The organism is Aeromonas sp. A600620 (assembly GCF_029479985.1).
In the GTDB taxonomy this organism is placed as follows: domain Bacteria; phylum Pseudomonadota; class Gammaproteobacteria; order Enterobacterales; family Aeromonadaceae; genus Aeromonas; species Aeromonas veronii_A.
The window spans coordinates 15224-32364 of record NZ_JAAKXB010000001.1 but is presented as its reverse complement, the minus strand read 5'-3'; the positions used below and the strand labels follow the sequence as shown (position 1 = coordinate 32364).

Below are 17141 nucleotides of genomic sequence, written 5' to 3'. Positions count from 1 at the left end.
CATGACCCAGCTCGACCTCAATACCCTCAGCCCGCGGATCCGCGCCCACAAAGAGAGCCTGATCCACATCGTTCAGCCACCGGTCTGCACCGAGCGTGCCCGCCACTACACCGAGGCCTATCAGGCTCATCTCGCCCGGCCGCTGCCGGTGCGCCGCGCCCTGGCGCTGGCTCATCACCTCAAGGAGCGCACCATCTGGATCAAGCACGACGAGCTGATCGTCGGCAATCAGGCCAGTCAGGTGCGGGCGGCGCCACTGTTTCCTGAGTACACGGTGAGCTGGATTGAGAAGGAGATCGACGAACTGGCCGACCGCCCCGGCGCCGGTTTTGCGGTCAGCGAAACCGACAAGGCGATCATCCACACCCTCACCCCCTTCTGGCGCGGCCAGACGGTGCAGGACCGCTGCTTCGGCCTGTTTACCGACGAGCAGAAAGCGCTGCTGGAGAGCGGCATCATCAAGGCGGAGGGCAACATGACCTCGGGGGATGCCCACCTCGCGGTCAACTACGAGGAGCTGCTCACTCTGGGTCTCGATGGCTTCAAGGCCAAGGTGGCCGAGCGGCGCAGTCGGCTGGATTTGGCGGATTGGGCCGATCTGCAGCGCGAGCAGTTCCTGCACGCCGTCGCCATCACTCTGGATGCTGTCAGCGCTCACATCTCGCGCTACGCCGCACTTGCCCATGATATGGCAGCACAAGAATCTCGCCCCGAGCGCCGAAACGAGCTTGAGACCATCGCGCTCAACTGCGCCCACATCGCCCACCAGCCCCCCGAGACCTTCTGGCAGGCGCTACAGCTCTGCTACTTTATCCAGCTCATCCTGCAGATCGAATCCAACGGTCACTCGGTGTCGTTTGGCCGGATGGATCAGTACCTCTATCCTTGGTATCGCCGCGAGGTGGAGCTGTCAGAATCCCTGTCACGCCCCCGCGCCATCGAGATGCTGCAAGGGTGCTGGCTGAAACTGCTGGAGGTGAACAAGATCCGCTCCGGCACCCACTCCAAGGCCTCTGCCGGCAGCCCCCTCTATCAGAACGTCACCATTGGCGGCCAGAACTGGCGCGATGGCGCGGCCCATGACGCGGTCAACGGCCTCTCCTACGCGATTCTGGAGTCCTGCGGCCAGCTGAGATCCACCCAGCCCAACCTCTCGGTACGCTACCACGCCGGGATGAGCGAGGATTTCCTCGATGCCTGCATTCAGGTGATCCGCTGCGGCTTCGGCATGCCCGCCTTCAACAACGACGAAGTGGTGATCCCCGAGTTCATCAAGCTCGGGGTAAGCGTGGAGGATGCCCACCATTACGCCGCCATCGGCTGCATCGAGACCGCCGTGCCCGGCAAGTGGGGTTACCGCTGCACCGGCATGAGCTTTATCAACTTCGCCCGTATCCTGCTGGCCTCCCTCGATGGTGGCCGCGATGCCACCACCGGCAAGGTATTCCTGCCCCAACCCCAGTCACTGCGGGAAGGGAGCTTTGGCAACTTTGACGAGGTGATGGCCCGCTGGGATGAGCAGGTGCGCTACTTCACCCGCAAATCCATCGAGATCGACTGCGTGGTCGACAGCGTGCTGGAGGCCCAAGCCCATGACATCCTCTGCAGCGCCCTGGTGGATGACTGCATCGAGCGCGGCAAGACCATCAAGGAGGGGGGCGCCGTCTATGACTGGGTCTCAGGTCTGCAGGTGGGGATCGCCAACCTCGGCAACAGTCTGGCTGCCCTGAAGAAACTGGTGTTCGAACAGGGGATAGTGGATCAGCAAGAGCTGGCCGAAGCACTCGAGCAAGATTTTTCAGGACTGGAGGGGGAGCAGCTGCGCCAGCGCCTCACCAATGCAGCCCCCAAATATGGCAACGATCTGGACGAGGTTGACCTGCTGCTGGTGCAGGCCTACCAGAGCTACATCGACGAGCTCAAGGAGCTGCACAACACCCGCTTCGGCCGTGGCCCCATCGGCGGTACCTACTATGCCGGCACCTCCTCCATCTCCGCCAACGTGCCGTTCGGTGCCGCCACCATGGCCACCCCGGATGGTCGACATGCCCGCACGCCGCTGGCAGAAGGGGCCAGCCCCTCGTCGGGTTCGGATCGTCTCGGCCCGACAGCGGTATTCAACTCCATCGGCAAGCTGCCCACGGCGGCCATTCTCGGCGGGGTGCTGCTCAACCAGAAGCTGAGCCCGGCCAGCCTCGAGAGCGAGCGGGACAAGGCCAAGCTGATGAGTCTGCTGCGCACCTTCTTCGAGGTGCACAAGGGGTGGCACGTGCAGTACAACATCGTCTCGCGGGAAACCCTGCTGGCAGCCAAGGCCAATCCGGATCAATACCGGGATCTGGTGGTACGGGTGGCGGGCTATTCAGCCTTCTTCACCGCCTTATCCCCGGATGCGCAAGATGATATCATCGCCCGCACCGAGCACAGTCTCTGACGGGCCCCACCAGGGGCAGCTGTGCCCCTTATATGACCGGCAAGCCACCCGCGGGGTGGCTTGCCGCTATCCACTGTCAACCAGCGAGGTCCAATGAACCCACGCCACCAACTGATCCTCACTCTGGTCCATCAGGCCCGCAAGATGAGCGTGAGCGAGCTATCCCAACGTACCGGGGTCTCGGAGGTGACGGTGCGCAACGACCTGACCTCTCTCGAAAAGCAGGGGCTGCTCAAGCGGGTGCACGGCTCGGCCATGGCGCTGGAGAGCGACGACCAAGATGCCCGAATGAATATCAACTACCTGCTCAAGGAGCGCCTCGCCGAGCGGGCCGCCCAGCTGGTGGAGGATGGCGAGACGGTCTTTATCGAGGGGGGCAGCGCCAACGCCCTGCTGGCGCGCCATCTGGCCCTGCACAAACGGGTCACCATCATCACCATCAGCAGCTATATCGCCCATCTGCTCAAAGATACCCCGGCTCAGGTGGTGCTGCTCGGCGGGCTGTTCCAGCATCAGAGCGAGAGCGTGGTGGGGCCGCTCACGCGCCTCTGCATCGAGCAGGTGCACTTCTCCAAGGCCTTTATCGGGGTCGACGGTTTTCATCCCGAGATGGGCTTTACCGGCCGCGACATGATGCGGGCCGACGTGGTCAACAGCGTGCTGGCCAAGGGGATGACCAATGTGGTGATCACCGACAGCAGCAAATTTGGCGCCATCCACCCGAGCCAGCTTGGCGCGCCGGGCCAGATCAACGTGCTGGTTACCGACGATGCCCTGCCCGCCCCCATGCGGGCCACCCTGGCCGCACGCGGCATCACAGTGCACTGCGTCTCTGCCTGAATCGCACCTGGCCCCCGTTGCCGGGTTGCTCCCCCGCCGGTCGGCTTGACGGCGCCCACCCTGGCGGGGGTATGCTCGTCCTCTTTTGGCCTCTCATGGCAGAGGCCACAGACCGAAGGACACCGCATGCACACCAAAGACAAGTTTCTGGCCGCTCTGGTCATCCTCTGCTGGGGGCTTAACTTCGTGGCCATCAAGTGGGGGCTGGAGGGGATCCCCCCACTGCTGCTGGGTGCGCTGCGCTTTATCGGCGTGGTCTTCCCCGCCATCTTGCTGGTACCCAAACCCGCCATGCCCTGGCGCTGGCTGCTGGCCTATGGCGGCGCCATCAGCCTCGGTCAATTCGCATTTTTGTTCAGTGCCATGAAATTCGGCATGCCCGCAGGTATGGCCTCGCTGGTGCTGCAATCCCAGGTGGTGTTCACCCTGCTTTTTGCAATGATCTGGCTGGGGGAGCGCTGGCAATCCCACCACTGGGTGGCGCTGCCCTTGGCGGGATTCGGCCTCTATCTCATCGCCACTCACGGTGAAGGCAACCTGACCTTGCTCGGGTTTATCCTGACGCTGTGTGCCGCCGCCTGTTGGGGCCTTGGCAACGTCATCAATCGCCAGATTGGTCTGCGCTACCAGACCACGCTGCCGAGCCTGATCGCCTGGGGCGGTCTGGTGCCCATCCTGCCATTTTTCGCCCTCTCCTGGCTGTTCGAAGGGCCGGAGCTGATGGCCAGCAGCCTGCGCGACTTCAGCTGGCAGGGATTGCTGTGCGTGCTCTATCTCTCGTATGTCGCGACCTGGCTGGGTTACGGCCTGTGGGGACGACTGCTGATGCACTATCCGGTGGCGCAGGTGGCACCGCTCTCCCTGCTGATCCCCTGTGTCGGCATGGTCACGGCAGCGCTGCTGCTCGATGAACATCCAACACCCTTGCAGTGGCTGGGCTCAGCTCTGGTGCTGCTCGGCTTTGTGGTCCATCTGCTGGGTAGCCGACTGCGCTGGTTCAAACCACAGAGAGCGACATGATGAGCGCCTGCCCATTTACGCTATTTCATTGACCTGACAGGATAAAATTTTCATGATGAGCCAGTCCCCATCGGGACTGACATCACCAGTGTGTGATCTGCAGGAAGCAGACTTCAGGAGAGTAAGGACATGCCATCGACCATCACCGCCGGGGGGCGCCGCCTCCCCCCTATCATTCGCGCCACCGCCATCACCCTGACCCTGTGCTGGAGCCCGTTTGGCTGGAGTGCCACACTGCCCGCTGACTTGAAGTGGGAGAGCAACAACCAGGACCCTCTCTATGCCGATCCGGCCGCCAAACGCGGCGGCACCTTTCGCACCTTTATGACCAGCTTCCCCCTGACCCTGCGCAAATATGGCCCCGACTCCAACGGCGGCTTTGCCGGTTACGTGCGGGAAACCAACCTGCCACTGCTGAGCACTCATCCCGTCACCGGCAACCCCATGCCAATGCTGGCAAACGAGTGGGCCTTCGGCGCCGACAACAAGACCCTCTATTTTCGCATCAATCCCAAGGCACGCTGGTCAGACGGCCAGCCGGTCACCGCCGATGACTGGCTCTTTACCCTCAAGATGATGCGCAGCAAGGAGATCAACGACCCCTGGTACAACAACTACTACAGCACCCAGATAGCAGACATCACCAAGTTTGATGATCACACCCTGGCCATCACCAGCGGCACCGAAAAGAGCCGCCAGGATCTGCTCGAATCGCTGCCCATCAGCCCGGAGCCGAGCCATGCCATCAAGCTCACCGCCAACTGGGTCAAGGAGTACAACTGGAAGGTGTTGCCGGTCACCGGTCCCTATCAGATCGATCAGGTGAAAAAGGGCAAATCGGTCACCTTCAAGCGGATTGAAAACTGGTGGGGGGATGACGAGCGCTACTTCCAGCATCGCTTCAATCCTGCGCGGATCGAGATCAAGGTGCTCAGGGATCTGAACATCGCCTGGCAGCACTTCCTGCGCGGCGATCTCGACAGCTTCCCGCTGGTGATCCCCAACTGGTGGCACGACAAGACCAACACCGCCGAGTTCGAGAAGGGGTATATCGAGCGGCGCTGGTTCTACAACCAGACCCCGCAACCGCCGATGGGGCTCTATCTCAACACCGCCGATCCGCTGCTGCGCAATCTCGATGTTCGCCTCGGCATCCAGCATGCCCTCAATTTCGACAGAATGCTCGCTACCCTGCTGCGGGGGGATTACCAACGCCTCAACAGCTATGGCTCAGGTCAGGGGGAGTTTACCAACAGCGAGATCAAGGCCCGTCCGTTCGCTCCCAAACTGGCACGGGAATACTTTTCCAAGGCAGGCTTTAACAAAGTGGGGCCGCAGGGGATTTTTCAAAACGACAAGGGGCAGTCACTGACCCTCGCCATCACCTACACCACCGCAGAGCACGCCCAGCGGCTCACACTGCTGCGGGAAGAGGCCAAAAAGGCGGGGCTTAATCTGGAGCTCAACCTGATGGATGCATCGGCCGGTTTCAAATCGATGCTGGAGAAAAAGCACCAGAGCGCCTGGATGGCCTGGGCGGGTAGCCGCTATCCCGCCTATTGGGAGTTCTTCCACAAGGTCAACGCCAACAAGCCCCAGACCAACAACATCATGAACATCGATGACGACGCCATCACAGCCTTGGTGGAGCAGTATGACAAGGAGTTCGACTTTGCCAAAAAAGCGGCCCTGTCACGGCAGATCCAGCAGCGGCTCTATGAGCTGGCCAGCTTCGTGCCTGCGTATCAGGTGCCCTACACCCGGGAAGGGGCATGGCGCTGGATCAAACTGCCAAAAGTACCAGCAACGCCCAAGAGCGAGCAGCTCTATTGGCCACTCGGTGGCGACAACAGCGGTTACAGCTATGGCGGTCTGCTGTGGATCGATGAAGAGCTAAAATCCGAGACCAGGGCAGCCATCAAGAGTGGCAAGACTTTCCCGGCCGAGCCCATCATCGACACCACCTATCGCCAGCCCTGATAGCCACAACTCGTTTGGCAAACAGACCTAAAACAAAGACCCCGCCAGATAGCGGGGTCTTTGTTGGCAACCGGTGTTGCGAATAGCTCGGTGATCAGCCGCGTTTGGCCTGCTTCTCGGCAATGGCGTCAGCCACGTCAGCCGGCTCCAGTACGATGCCTTCCTGATCCGGGGTCGGGAACACGGCAACACACAGCTCGTCCTGCTCCATGCCGTCAATCCACCGCTCCAGCCACACCTTGAGGGTGATGGACTGTGGTTTGCAATCGGCCCACTCGCCTTCGGCCCACGCCTTGGCGTACTCCGGGTGCGGCCATACCGGGATGCAATCTTCATCGTCGGTGGTCAGCATCATGACGCCATGCTCGTCAGTCAGGACGAACAGCTCTTCATGCTCGACCAGCTTGCTGATGAAGTGATCGTAACGGTAGTCAGCGTTCAGTTGCAGCGCGGCATTGCGCTCGGTGTCGCTCAGTTCATAGCTCATTGGCCAAGTCTCTCTCTCGATAAAGGGCGCCATGTTCACATCTTGTGGTCAGCTTGTCCAGCTTGCCGCCTCCTGACTCCCGTCGGGGAAACAGCAACGCTCATAAGGATAGAGCAGGGCGGCGAATAAAACGTTTCACCCACCTTCCAGACCGGATTAAAAGGTCGGGGTGATCAGCTCTACATCAGGTTGCTCGCTCAACTTCTGTCGCAGCCAGTAGGCAGACTCTACTTCGACGAAACAGAGTTGATCCCGACCGTCAGCCGCACTTTTCATCAACTGCTCAAATCGCTGCTGTTGTTGTTGCTCCCAGAGAGCGGCAAGCTTTTCGCCATGGGCCTCATCCACCACTTCGCGACGAAGTTCGAACAAATTATCTGTGATCGGGCTGTTGATCTTGCCCGCGCTATGCCAGTACATCTGCAAGTTGTCCATCATCTCGGTGTCGTAGTTGGCCAGCGCATCCAGCTCCGCAGTCGCCCCTTCCTGACCAGATATAAAATCGCACCAACCGGCATCGAGATTTGCCAGCTCGCGGGCGCGAGCCCCTTTAGCATGTTTGCGAAGATGGGTAATGTCGCCCCCCTTGCGGGCAGGTAGCCACACCTCTCCCTCATGGCCCTCCAACAAGGAGGTCAGCAAGGAGACTGGGTAAACAGGGAAAGTGGCGGTGTGTGAATGCAGCAGGGATACCAGCGTGATCTTGACCATGAGCAATACCTTGGACTGGGCGAACAGCCGCCAATGGACCGTCCGATATAAAGAATTCCCCTATCCTACCACGTTTGGTCCGGCTCGGCCCTTGGCGAAGCTGTCAGCCAACCATCTGATTACGCCGAAAAAAACAGCATTTGAAACGCAGCATCCAGCCAAAGATCAATAATTTGAGCCAGCGCCCACTAAAGTGGATCCGGGGATGCTAGTTTGCATACATCTTTAGCGTAAGGAGTAAATCCATGATTGGGATCGACCAGGTTTCTAACGAATTCGTGAACGATTTGAAAATACTGGCATGCTTTGATCCGGCCAACATGAGCCTAGGGATTAAATTACGCAGCGATATGTCTGAAGAGTTGTGCCAGGCGGCAGCCCGTCTGCACCAACAGGGGCTCATCAGCGCAGAAGATGGCGGCTATCTCACCCCGTTTGGCATGACCATGGTTGAACACCTGCAACATCTGCTGGTTGCACTCAAACCGCTTTGACCGGCTGTGGTGCCCAGAGCGAAAAGTTGAGTAGCTCCCAGCGCTCCCCTTGGTGAAGATGACAGGCAAACAGCAAAGGACCTTCGGGTCCTTTTACTTTGCCATCCACCAGCCACTCCCCCTCCCTTTCAGGCACCAGTCGCGCATTCAGCTCATCGGGTTGCTGTGCAGTGCCCATCCGGACCTGGACGAATTGCTGGCAGATCACCTGCGCTTCCATCGCGGATTGAACCGGTACCGGCGCATCGGACGTCAGAGTCAAGGTGGCAGCAAGCAGGAGCGATAACAGCATGATTCAGCACATGGGAGTCAGTAGCAGAAGCCAGATAAACAAAAAGCCGTGGCACCAGAGGTACCACGGCTTTCTTAAATTCTGTAAGAATTACAGAGCGGTTACGTTCTCAGCCTGCGGGCCTTTCTGACCTTGGGTCACAGAGAACTGTACGCGCTGACCTTCAGCCAGGGTACGGAAACCGTTACCTTGAATGGCGCTGAAGTGAACGAAAACGTCCGGGCCGTTTTCTTGCTGGATGAAGCCAAAACCTTTGGTTTCGTTGAAAAACTTAACGGTACCGGTGATCATGTTAGACATATCTTTTAAACCTGTATTCAAAATAATTACTTATGCTTTTCAGCGGGTAAAGCTCAAAAAACGGGATTAACTTATGAACAACAGGACAAGATGTGAAACATCGTATTCATTGACATAACTATCGCCCTTTCAAGCTGGTTTGGATTATACGTGGCTTTGTAGATTACGCAAACAAATTTGTGCCCTGCCAACGGCAGGGCACAAACTGTTATAAGGTCGCTGCTTCCAACGCTTCGACCAGCGCTTTGAGAAAACGAGCCGCCTCCCCGCCAGTACAGGCTCTGTGGTCAAATGTCATCGACAGCGGCAATGCTCTGACGGGACGCGCTTCACCATGGATGAACACCACTTTTTCGAACAGTTTGCCTGCCCCTATGATGGCCACCTGCGGCGGCGTCACGATGGGGCTGGCATAGCGGCCTGCGATGGCGCCGAAGTTGGTGAGCGTAATGGTCGCCCCCTGCAACATCTCGCGCGGCACGGCGCGCGCCTTCACATCGGCGATCATCCGATCCAGCCCCTGCCGGATATCCGCCCCCTCCCGCTCGGCCACGTTCTCCATCACCGGCACATAAAGGCCATGCTTTGAATCCACCGCGATGGCTACATTGACCTCTTTGAACAGACGCCGTGAAAGGGTGTCGCCATCAAACCAGGCGTTCATCGAGGGCTCGGCGCGGCACGCCACGCCAATGGCCTTGATAAGGCGCACCGTCACATCCTCATCAGGCCGCCAGTGACGCAAATCCACCTCATCGGTGATGCTGACCGGCACCACAGTCTGATGAGAGAGCTCCATCGCCTTGGCCATGGCACGCCGCGACCCTTTGAGGAACTCGTTGCCGCTGCTCTGCTGTGACTCGAATGCCTGCTGCACATCCAGCTCGGTCACCATGCCGCCGCTGCCACTTCCCTTGATCCGGTCGATATCCAGACCCAGTTTTTGTGCCAGCAGGCGCACGGCAGGCATGGCTTGCACCAGCGCGCCACCCGGGGCAATGGCCCCCACCACGAAGTGATCCTCGATATGTTGCTGATGGGCGCTCACCTTGCCCACCACGGTGCCATCATCTTCGCCCCCCTCGAACTCCACCAGCGGCGCACCGATATGGAGGATATCCCCCTCGGCGCCGCAGAGACGGGCAATCACCCCGGCCACCGGAGAGGGCACATCCACCAGCGCTTTGGCCGTTTCCACCGACAAGAGCACCTGATCGACCGCAACGGTATCACCGGCACTCACCTTCCATTCGACGATCTCGGCTTCGGCCAACCCTTCACCCAGATCCGGTAATTTGAAAAATTTCATAGCCACTGGTTCTCCATCAGCTGATGAGCGGCATCGGCGATATCCTGCTCGGTGATGAGGTAATACGCCTCGTTGCGATAGTAGGGGACGGCGGCATCCACCCCGGTCAATCGTTTGGGTGGCGCCTTGAGGCTGGGAAGTGCCTGCTCGGTCACCCGCGCAACGATTTCGGCCCCGACCCCGAAGCTGCCACACGCCTCATGCACCACCAGTAACCGGCCGGTCTTGCGTACCGAGGTGAGGATGGTCTCCATATCCAGCGGCTTGATGGTGGCCAGATCCAGCACCTCGCACTGGATATCCTGCTCGGCCAGCAGGTTCGCCGCCCGCATCACCTCCTGGATGCAGGCCCCCCAGGCCACTACCGTGATATCCCGGCCCGGGCGCAGGGTGAAGCAGACATCCAGCGGCAGGCCGACACCGTCATCCACCACCTCGGATTTCATCGAGCGATAGATGCGGTCCGGTTCGAAAAACATCACGGGATCCGGATCGCGGATGGCCGAGAGCAGCAGGCCATAGGCGCGTCTCGGGCTGGAGGGGATCACTACCCTTAGCCCAGGGATATGGGCAAACAGCGCCTCGACGCTCTCGCTGTGATGTTCAGGCGAATGAATGCCCGCGCCATACGGGGAGCGATAGACGAGGGGACAGGAGAGGCGGCCACGGGTGCGGTTTCGCATCCGCGCCGCCTGACAGATGATCTGCTCCATCCCGGGAAAGATGAAGCCCTGAAACTGGAACTCAGCCACCGGCTTGAGCCCCTGGGTGGCCATGCCGACCGCCACCCCGGCGATTAATCCCTCGGCCAGCGGCGTGTCGATCACCCGCTTGAAACCGAACTTGTCGCGCAGGCCCACGGTGGCGCGAAACACCCCGCCGTTGACCCCCACATCCTCGCCGAGCACCACCACATCCGGGTCGTGCTCCATCTCGTAGTGAAGGGCCATGTTGACCGCTTCCAGCAAACTGATCTCACTCATGGCCAACCTCCTGCTTCATCCCCTTGGCAATCACTCGCTCGCGCTGGGGCACGAGTTCGGCGGGCAGGCTGGCGTAGTGATAATCGAGCATCGCCTCCGGCGGCTGGGGCGCCATCGCCTCATAACGGGCGACCGCCTGCTCTACCTCTCGGGTAGCCTCCGCCAGCAGGCTCTGCTCCTGCTCCTCATCCCACCACCCTTTGCTATGCATAAACTGGCGTAGCCGCTTGACCGGCTCTTTCGCCCAGGCGGCCTCGACCTCGGCCCCATCGCGATAACGAGTGGCATCGTCGGCCGTGGTGTGATCGCCGAGGCGATAACTGACCGCTTCTATCAGGGTCGGCCCCTTGCCGCTGCGGGCCCGTTCGACGGCACTGCGGGCGGCATCGTAGACCGCCACCACATCATTGCCATCCACCTGCAGACTGCGCACCCCGGCGCCAATCCCCTTCTGGGCCAGCGTAGGAGCGCTCGATTGCAGTTTGCGTGGCACCGAGATGGCCCACTGGTTGTTGTTGACGATGATGACCATCGGCAGGTGCCAGACACCGGCGCAGTTGAGCCCCTCCAGAAAATCCCCCTTGGAGGTACCGCCATCGCCGATGGTGACTACGGCAACCCGCGGTTGATTACGCAGTTTGAAGGCCGAGGCAATACCGCAGGCGTGGGTGATCTGGGTAGCGATGGGGACGCAGATGGGGAGATCTTCAGAGGGAGTCCCATCGGGTTTGAGAAAATAACTGCCCCGCTCGTCCCCCCCCCAATATTGCAGGTTTTTCTCCATCGGCACGCCCCGCACATAGAGGGTGGGCATGTCTCGATAGTAGGGAACGTAGACATCCTGCGGCTGCATGGCGAGACCAATGCCAATCCCCACGGCTTCTGCGCCGAGATGGGAGGGAAAAGTACCGAGTTTGCCGGTTCGTTGCAGCGCTATCGCTTTTTTGTCATAGCTGCGCACCATCACCATATTGCGGTAAAAGGTGTGCAGTATCGCCTTGTCCAGCCAGGTCGGTAAGGTGGCGACCGGGCACCCTTCCGCATCGAGGTAACGAAGGAAAGGGATGTCGACATGGGTCATAACTGGCTCCTTGCCGTTGTAGGCGTCACCGATGCTGGTGACACTTAGATGTAAATGCCTTGTTAAATAAAAAGCAAAAGAATTTACTCAGGTAAGACCAGTAGAAACTTCTTTAAAGTAGCGAAGGAGCTGAATTTTCGGCGATGAGTGGCAAGGTATGCCGTAAATGGTGCAACTTTGCAGCACTGAATGCAGGATGCCAAATATTGAAAAGGGGAGCCTACTCCCCCTTCTGTTACTCAAGTTAGCGGTTACGCCAACCAGCAGTTACGCCAGCCAATGTTGCAGCTGGCGGGCCATGCCAGCTGGCAGCAAGTGAGCGCGACTCAACAAGCGGCTGCGCCAAGGCTCGGCCAGCAAGGTGGGGCAAATTCGCATCTCCCGTCCCCGGTCAGCCACGCGCACCAACCTGTCGACAAGAGTTTCCAGCGGCGGATGCGCCGACCAGTGGGGATACAGCTCGACAGTTGTGATATCGGCCAACTCGCACACCAGCTCCTCTTCCTCATCTCCCTTCCCAGCAACCATTGGCCAGGGGTGAAGCACCTGCAGCCAACCCGGCCTTGCCGCCTCCAGCAACTGACCCAGCGTCGGCTGCGCAAAGTGGGGATCCCCTGCGGCTTTGAGCAGATGGCGCGCCCCAGCCAACACCACCACGCCGCGGGCGGGAAGTGCAAGAAGATAGTCGGCCAGCGCCTGATCCCGCCCCCTGTTGTGCTGCTGCCATCGCTCCGGGCTCATCTCCTGCCACTCGAACGAGGGCTCGCAGAGATGCACCCGCAGCCGCATATGTGCAGGGCGCGCCAGATTGCTCTGGCGCAGAGCGGAAAAGAGAGCCGGAAACTCGGGGGCCATCCAAGCGGGAAAGGCACAGGAGTCGAGCCAGACCGGATAGAGCCGCGCCAGCGTCAGCGGCTCCCCTTGCCAGCGCACCTCACCCGCCAGCCAGGCATCGAGCAAGCCTTGATGGCGGCGGTTGCCGCACTCCAGCACCAGATCGGTCATGATTCCCCAGAGCGCCGGATCACACAGCCAGGCGTGCTGGCGCCGGATAAAATCCGGGTGCCAGTGCGGCTCCCCCAGCCCCACCAGCTTGCCCGCCTGCAAGGCTTCCCGGATGGCGGCAACCGGGGTCATGCATCCCCTTCCTGCCGGATGTGCGGTTGCTGCCCGACCCCATCGACCCGCTCACCAATAAGGGCGCCGATCTTTGCCAGCCAGTCGGGATGCACCATCTCCTGATGCAGACAGGGGAAGCGCTCATAGCGGGTCTCCCCTTTTGTCAGCGACTCCCAACCGCGTCCATCCAGCCAGGGCTGGCGAGAGGCTGACGCCTCGATAAAGATCACCTCCCCGTGGTAGCAGTAGTCGACCGGCTCACGGATGAGCCGGTTGTTGTGGCCCACCAGTTCAATCATGGCGATCACCACCTGCTCGTCGAGCATAGCCAGCGCACTCCCCTCCGCCCCCAATCGGGCCACTACCTCGTCGCGAGTGAGGGAGTCGAGCGCCTCGTCCGCAACCGCAATGCCCCCCATCCGCAGCAGCGCATCGAGCATCCGCTGCTCGTCGGGCAACGGCTGGGTCTGCCACTGCTGGCACGGGTAGGCATCGAGCAGCAGCACCATGGCCACCTCCTGTCCCTGCTCTTGCAGCATGGCGGCCATCCGGTGCACCAGCATGCCCCCGAGGGACCAGCCGAGCAGCCAGTAGGGCCCCTCGCTCTGTTGACGACGCAGCTCGGTCACATAATCGAGCGCCAGCTCGTCGAAACTGGCGGGCAGCGGCGCATCCGGCTGACAGAGCGCCCGCGCCTGCAGGGCATAGACCGCCATGTCGGTCGGCAGATGGGGCACCAGTGGCGCATAACACCAGCCGAGGCCCCCTGCGGGGTGGACGCAAAAGAGGGTGGGGCACGATGTGCCAGACTGCGTACCATGCGCCCGCAGAGGCAACAGCATAGGCATCGCCTCCCGCTCGCCGCCAAGACGACGCGCCAGCTGGGCTGGGCTCGGCGCTTCGAACAGACTGGCCAAAGTGAGCGCCTGTCCGGTCGACTCTTCAATACGCACCACCAGCTGCGCCGCCAGCAGGGAATGGCCACCGAGCGCAAAGAAGTTATCGTCGGCGCCGACCCGCGCCAGCCCCAGTATCTCGGCGAAGAGGCGACAGAGGCGCTCCTCCAGCAAGGTTTTCGGCAGTGACTGACCCACCGCCGACGCCATGTCGGGCAGCGGCAGCCCCTTGCGATCCAGCTTGCCATTGGGAGTGAGCGGCAGCTCGGCCAGGTTTACCAGGAGCCCCGGCACCATATAGTCGGGCAGCACGGCGCCAAGGGCAGGTGTAAGCTCGGCCAGCGTCAGATCTCTGCTATCTGCGGCCACCACATAGGCCACCAGACGACGATCGCCGGGGGCAAATTCGGGGGCCAGCACCACCGCCTGCGCCACCCGGGGATGGCGCAGCAGCACCTGCTCGATCTCCTCCAGTTCGATGCGCTGGCCACGGATCTTCACCTGAAAATCGAGGCGCCCCAGATACTCGATGGCGCCATCCTCGCGCCAGGCGGCCAGATCGCCGCTGCGATAGAGCCGTCCCGCTCCGAAGGGGTTGGCAATAAAGCGCTCGGCGGTGAGCTCGGGCTGGCCAAAGTAGCCCTCCGCCACCTGCACGCCGCCGATCCAGAGCTCACCCGCGACACCGGGCGGCACCGGCTGCAACCAGGGGTCGAGAATGTGGATGCTGGTATTCCAGACCGGATAGCCGATGGGCACGCTGGTCACCGCCTCGTCTGCCCGGCAGGGATACCAGGTGACATCCACCGCTGCTTCGGTCGGGCCATAGAGGTTGTGCAGGGGGGCTGAAAATGCCCCATACCAGCGCTGCACCAGATCCGCGGGCAGCGCCTCGCCGGAGCAGAATACCTGCCGCAGTGCCCTGCAACGCGCAGGCTCGGCCTGAGTGACAAAGATCTGCAGCATGGAGGGGACAAAGTGCAAGGTGGTGACCCCGGCCTGCTCAATTAGCTCGGTAAGGTAGGCGGGATCCTTGTGGCCACCCGGTTTGGCGAGCACCAGCCGCGCCCCAGTCATAAAGGGCCAGAAGAACTCCCAGATGGAGACATCGAAACCGGCCGGGGTCTTTTGCAGCACCCGATCCGCCGGGCCGATGGGATACATGTGCTGCATCCAGAGCAGCCGGTTGACGATGGCGCCGTGGCTCACCACCACCCCTTTGGGCCGACCGGTCGAACCTGAGGTGTAGATGATGTAGGCCGCATCTTCCGGTTTGGGGGCTGGCAGATCACAAGGTGTTATCGCCACCACGTCTATCGTCGCCAGCTGCTCTGCCACACCGGGGGCATCTAGGCAGACAAGTGGTGCGGCCACGTCGAGCGGCATCCGCAATGTGCGACTAGTCAGCACCAGCGCAGGATCGCTGCTGGCGAGAATGTAGCCGATCCGCTCCGCCGGATAGTCCGGATCCACGGGCACGTAGACCGCTCCCACCGCCATGATGGCCTGCTGGGCGAGAATAAGCTCGGGAGAGCGCGGGATCACTACCGCCACCCGACAACCGGGGCCCACGCCCTTTCCCGCCAGATAGCTGGCCAACTGACGGGTACGCTGACGCAGCTCGGCCACACTCCAGCGCTCGGCACCACACTCCAGCGCGATGGCGCTCTGATCTGCCGCCGCCAGCCCCTCGGCCAGCAGTGCGCTCAGGGTAGTGGTCGGCAACGGATGGTCGGTTTGGTTCCAGCACGTCAGCTCAGCCTGCTCGCAGGGCAGCAACAGCGGCAAGCGCACCGCCGGGGTCTCGTCAGCCGCCTCACTCCAGGCGGCCAGATAGGCTACCAGTCGGGCCAGATGACGTTCACTCTCCTGTTGGCTGAAGCGCCCCTGATGTGCTTCGAGGGTCAGGGTCATCGCGCCTGCCTCCTCGGCAAAGTAGAAGGCGCATTCCTCCACCGGCCCTGCCGCCAGCACCTGCACCTCGCCACGAACCTGGTTGTGCCCTTCACCAACGCTGAGGGTACGGGCAAAGGGCATCAGGTTGACCTGAGGGCCAAACAGCGGCTGGCCCGGCTGACGCTGTTGCAACCACTCCTGACGGCAGCCCTGATGACGGCGCAGGGCGGCAAATTGCCGCTCGACCTGTGCCAGCAACGCCCCTACCCGGCTGGTGCCGCTCAGCTCGATGCGCAGGGGCACCACATTGACCTTCATGCAGGGGGTATCGGCCGCTGCTGAGCCCAGCCGCCCCATCAGCGGAATACCCAGCACCACCTCGCCAGCGCCGCTCATCCGCTGCACATAGCTGGCCACCGCCGCCAGCAGCAGGCTGTAGGGGTGACAGGCCGAACGACTCGCCCGTGCCACCAATGCCTGCCACTGGCGACCAGCCAGCCGCTGCTCAAGACGATATGTGGGGCCCGGCCCTTGCGCCGGACGGCGGGAGAGCGACGCCGGATTCTCCACCCCGGCCAGCTGCTGCACGAAGAAATCGCGATCCCGCTCTGCGCGCGGCGAATCCTGATAGGCCACCTCCTCGGCCAGCAACTCCTGCTGGGTCGCATAGTGGCAGGGTGCTGGCTGCTCGCCGACGCAGAGCGCCTCATACCAATTGGCCACCCGCTGGCAGAGCAGGCTCAGGCCAAAGCCATCGATGGCGATATGGTGCACGGCGATAAACCAGGCCCACCGCCCCTCACCAAGGCGATAGAGGGTGGTGGCAAACAGCGGCCCCCCGGCCAGATTGAAGGGGACGGCCAGCTGCGCACGCATCTCGACCTGCGCGGCCGCAAGCGGGTCGGCTTCGCTGCGCAGATCCCGCTCTGCCAGCTGCCAGCAGGCGGGGTTGGCCACCATCTGCGGGCCATCGGCAGTGGCAACAAAAGCGCAGTGCAGACCGGGGATCTCGTCGATGGTCTGGCGCACCGCACGGGTGAAGTGATGGGGAGCCAGCGCCCCCTCCAGCAGCCAGTACTCGCCGGTATTGCAGGCGGGGCTCTGCGGGTATTTTTGCTGGGCAAACCAGATGCCCGCCTGAGCAGTGGTAAGCGGCCAGCGCGGGTGCTCACCACGCTGGTGGGTGGCGCGCATCGCCATTGTCTGTTCCATGGGAATGTCCTTGCGCAAACATCGAGCGGGCAGCGGCTTGCTCCTGCCCGCATGGCTGAAAAGCGAGGAGGCCTGGCCTCCTCCATA

15 protein-coding genes are annotated in these 17141 nt (G+C 61.5%); 6 read left to right on the top strand and 9 right to left on the bottom strand.

Features of this window, described 5'->3' with window-relative positions; all coding sequences use genetic code 11:
- The first annotated feature begins 1 nt into the window (after position 1).
- The 4 genes from G5533_RS00130 to G5533_RS00115 all read left to right on the top strand — a co-directional run bounded on the left by G5533_RS00130 (position 2) and on the right by G5533_RS00115 (position 6274).
- Positions 2 to 2434 carry a formate C-acetyltransferase/glycerol dehydratase family glycyl radical enzyme gene (locus tag G5533_RS00130; RefSeq protein WP_441254254.1) on the top strand — a complete coding sequence of 811 codons (2433 nt, stop codon included), beginning with the start codon at positions 2 to 4 and terminating at the stop codon, positions 2432 to 2434.
- A 93-nt stretch (positions 2435 to 2527) separates the two neighbouring features.
- The gene (locus G5533_RS00125) at positions 2528 to 3274 is read left to right on the top strand and encodes a DeoR family transcriptional regulator (RefSeq protein WP_441254253.1); all 747 of its coding nucleotides are present in this window, start codon (positions 2528 to 2530) and stop codon (positions 3272 to 3274) included.
- A 126-nt stretch (positions 3275 to 3400) separates the two neighbouring features.
- Positions 3401 to 4294 carry an EamA family transporter gene (locus tag G5533_RS00120; protein WP_441254252.1) on the top strand — a complete coding sequence of 298 codons (894 nt, stop codon included), beginning with the start codon at positions 3401 to 3403 and terminating at the stop codon, positions 4292 to 4294.
- A 129-nt stretch (positions 4295 to 4423) separates the two neighbouring features.
- Positions 4424 to 6274 carry an extracellular solute-binding protein gene (locus G5533_RS00115; protein ID WP_216979081.1) on the top strand — a complete coding sequence of 617 codons (1851 nt, stop codon included), beginning with the start codon at positions 4424 to 4426 and terminating at the stop codon, positions 6272 to 6274.
- A 94-nt stretch (positions 6275 to 6368) separates the two neighbouring features.
- Here G5533_RS00115 and G5533_RS00110 read toward each other — a convergent pair whose 3' ends face one another.
- Both G5533_RS00110 and G5533_RS00105 read right to left on the bottom strand, forming a co-directional pair.
- Positions 6369 to 6761 carry a DUF2750 domain-containing protein gene (locus tag G5533_RS00110; RefSeq protein ID WP_227340849.1) on the bottom strand — a complete coding sequence of 131 codons (393 nt, stop codon included), beginning with the start codon at positions 6759 to 6761 and terminating at the stop codon, positions 6369 to 6371.
- Between the two features lie 156 nt (positions 6762 to 6917).
- Positions 6918 to 7472, bottom strand: a complete 555-nt coding sequence (locus G5533_RS00105) for a hypothetical protein (protein WP_227340850.1) — start codon at positions 7470 to 7472, stop codon at positions 6918 to 6920.
- Between G5533_RS00105 and G5533_RS00100 the strand changes: the two genes are divergently transcribed.
- Positions 7471 to 7644 (top strand): hypothetical protein, encoded by a 174-nt coding sequence (locus tag G5533_RS00100; RefSeq protein ID WP_227340851.1) that lies wholly within the window; start codon positions 7471 to 7473, stop codon positions 7642 to 7644. The genes G5533_RS00105 and G5533_RS00100 overlap by 2 nt on opposite strands.
- 73 nt (positions 7645 to 7717) lie before the next feature.
- Positions 7718 to 7966: a TIGR02647 family protein gene (locus G5533_RS00095; protein WP_005334209.1), complete on the top strand. Its 249-nt coding sequence runs from the start codon at positions 7718 to 7720 to the stop codon at positions 7964 to 7966.
- Here the strand turns inward: G5533_RS00095 and G5533_RS00090 are convergent.
- The 7 genes from G5533_RS00090 to G5533_RS00060 form a co-directional block, all read right to left on the bottom strand.
- Complete coding sequence (locus G5533_RS00090; RefSeq protein ID WP_421254859.1) at positions 7953 to 8258, bottom strand: hypothetical protein; 306 nt, start codon at positions 8256 to 8258, stop codon at positions 7953 to 7955. The two genes, G5533_RS00095 and G5533_RS00090, sit on opposite strands and share 14 nt — an antisense overlap.
- A 90-nt stretch (positions 8259 to 8348) precedes the next feature.
- Positions 8349 to 8558: a cold-shock protein gene (locus tag G5533_RS00085; RefSeq protein WP_005302803.1), complete on the bottom strand. Its 210-nt coding sequence runs from the start codon at positions 8556 to 8558 to the stop codon at positions 8349 to 8351.
- Between the two features lie 208 nt (positions 8559 to 8766).
- Complete coding sequence (locus tag G5533_RS00080; protein ID WP_421254860.1) at positions 8767 to 9867, bottom strand: dihydrolipoamide acetyltransferase family protein; 1101 nt, start codon at positions 9865 to 9867, stop codon at positions 8767 to 8769.
- The gene (locus G5533_RS00075; protein WP_021231077.1) at positions 9864 to 10850 is read right to left on the bottom strand and encodes an alpha-ketoacid dehydrogenase subunit beta; all 987 of its coding nucleotides are present in this window, start codon (positions 10848 to 10850) and stop codon (positions 9864 to 9866) included. Before G5533_RS00075 ends, G5533_RS00080 begins: the two co-directional genes overlap by 4 nt.
- The gene (gene pdhA / locus G5533_RS00070) at positions 10843 to 11931 is read right to left on the bottom strand and encodes a pyruvate dehydrogenase (acetyl-transferring) E1 component subunit alpha (RefSeq protein WP_041209832.1); all 1089 of its coding nucleotides are present in this window, start codon (positions 11929 to 11931) and stop codon (positions 10843 to 10845) included. Before pdhA ends, G5533_RS00075 begins: the two co-directional genes overlap by 8 nt.
- A gap of 267 nt (positions 11932 to 12198) precedes the next feature.
- Positions 12199 to 13068: a hypothetical protein gene (locus G5533_RS00065; RefSeq protein ID WP_421254861.1), complete on the bottom strand. Its 870-nt coding sequence runs from the start codon at positions 13066 to 13068 to the stop codon at positions 12199 to 12201.
- Positions 13065 to 17054, bottom strand: a complete 3990-nt coding sequence (locus tag G5533_RS00060) for an amino acid adenylation domain-containing protein (protein WP_441254251.1) — start codon at positions 17052 to 17054, stop codon at positions 13065 to 13067. Before G5533_RS00060 ends, G5533_RS00065 begins: the two co-directional genes overlap by 4 nt.
- Between the last annotated feature and the right edge of the window lie 87 nt (positions 17055 to 17141).

Bases quoted from the DNA above. Each gene is read 5' to 3' on its own strand.
- G5533_RS00105 (WP_227340850.1), bottom strand. From the start codon at position 7,472: ATGGTCAAGATCACGCTGGTATCCCTGCTGCATTCACACACCGCCACT.
- G5533_RS00065 (WP_421254861.1), bottom strand. From the start codon at position 13,068: ATGACCCCGGTTGCCGCCATCCGGGAAGCCTTGCAGGCGGGCAAGCTG.
- G5533_RS00085 (WP_005302803.1), bottom strand. From the start codon at position 8,558: ATGTCTAACATGATCACCGGTACCGTTAAGTTTTTCAACGAAACCAAA.
- G5533_RS00100 (WP_227340851.1), top strand. From the start codon at position 7,471: ATGAGCAATACCTTGGACTGGGCGAACAGCCGCCAATGGACCGTCCGA.
- G5533_RS00060 (WP_441254251.1), bottom strand. From the start codon at position 17,054: ATGGAACAGACAATGGCGATGCGCGCCACCCACCAGCGTGGTGAGCAC.
- G5533_RS00075 (WP_021231077.1), bottom strand. From the start codon at position 10,850: ATGAGTGAGATCAGTTTGCTGGAAGCGGTCAACATGGCCCTTCACTAC.
- G5533_RS00110 (WP_227340849.1), bottom strand. From the start codon at position 6,761: ATGAGCTATGAACTGAGCGACACCGAGCGCAATGCCGCGCTGCAACTG.
- pdhA (WP_041209832.1), bottom strand. From the start codon at position 11,931: ATGACCCATGTCGACATCCCTTTCCTTCGTTACCTCGATGCGGAAGGG.
- G5533_RS00130 (WP_441254254.1), top strand. From the start codon at position 2: ATGACCCAGCTCGACCTCAATACCCTCAGCCCGCGGATCCGCGCCCAC.
- G5533_RS00090 (WP_421254859.1), bottom strand. From the start codon at position 8,258: ATGCTGTTATCGCTCCTGCTTGCTGCCACCTTGACTCTGACGTCCGAT.
- G5533_RS00125 (WP_441254253.1), top strand. From the start codon at position 2,528: ATGAACCCACGCCACCAACTGATCCTCACTCTGGTCCATCAGGCCCGC.
- G5533_RS00120 (WP_441254252.1), top strand. From the start codon at position 3,401: ATGCACACCAAAGACAAGTTTCTGGCCGCTCTGGTCATCCTCTGCTGG.
- G5533_RS00095 (WP_005334209.1), top strand. From the start codon at position 7,718: ATGATTGGGATCGACCAGGTTTCTAACGAATTCGTGAACGATTTGAAA.
- G5533_RS00080 (WP_421254860.1), bottom strand. From the start codon at position 9,867: ATGAAATTTTTCAAATTACCGGATCTGGGTGAAGGGTTGGCCGAAGCC.
- G5533_RS00115 (WP_216979081.1), top strand. From the start codon at position 4,424: ATGCCATCGACCATCACCGCCGGGGGGCGCCGCCTCCCCCCTATCATT.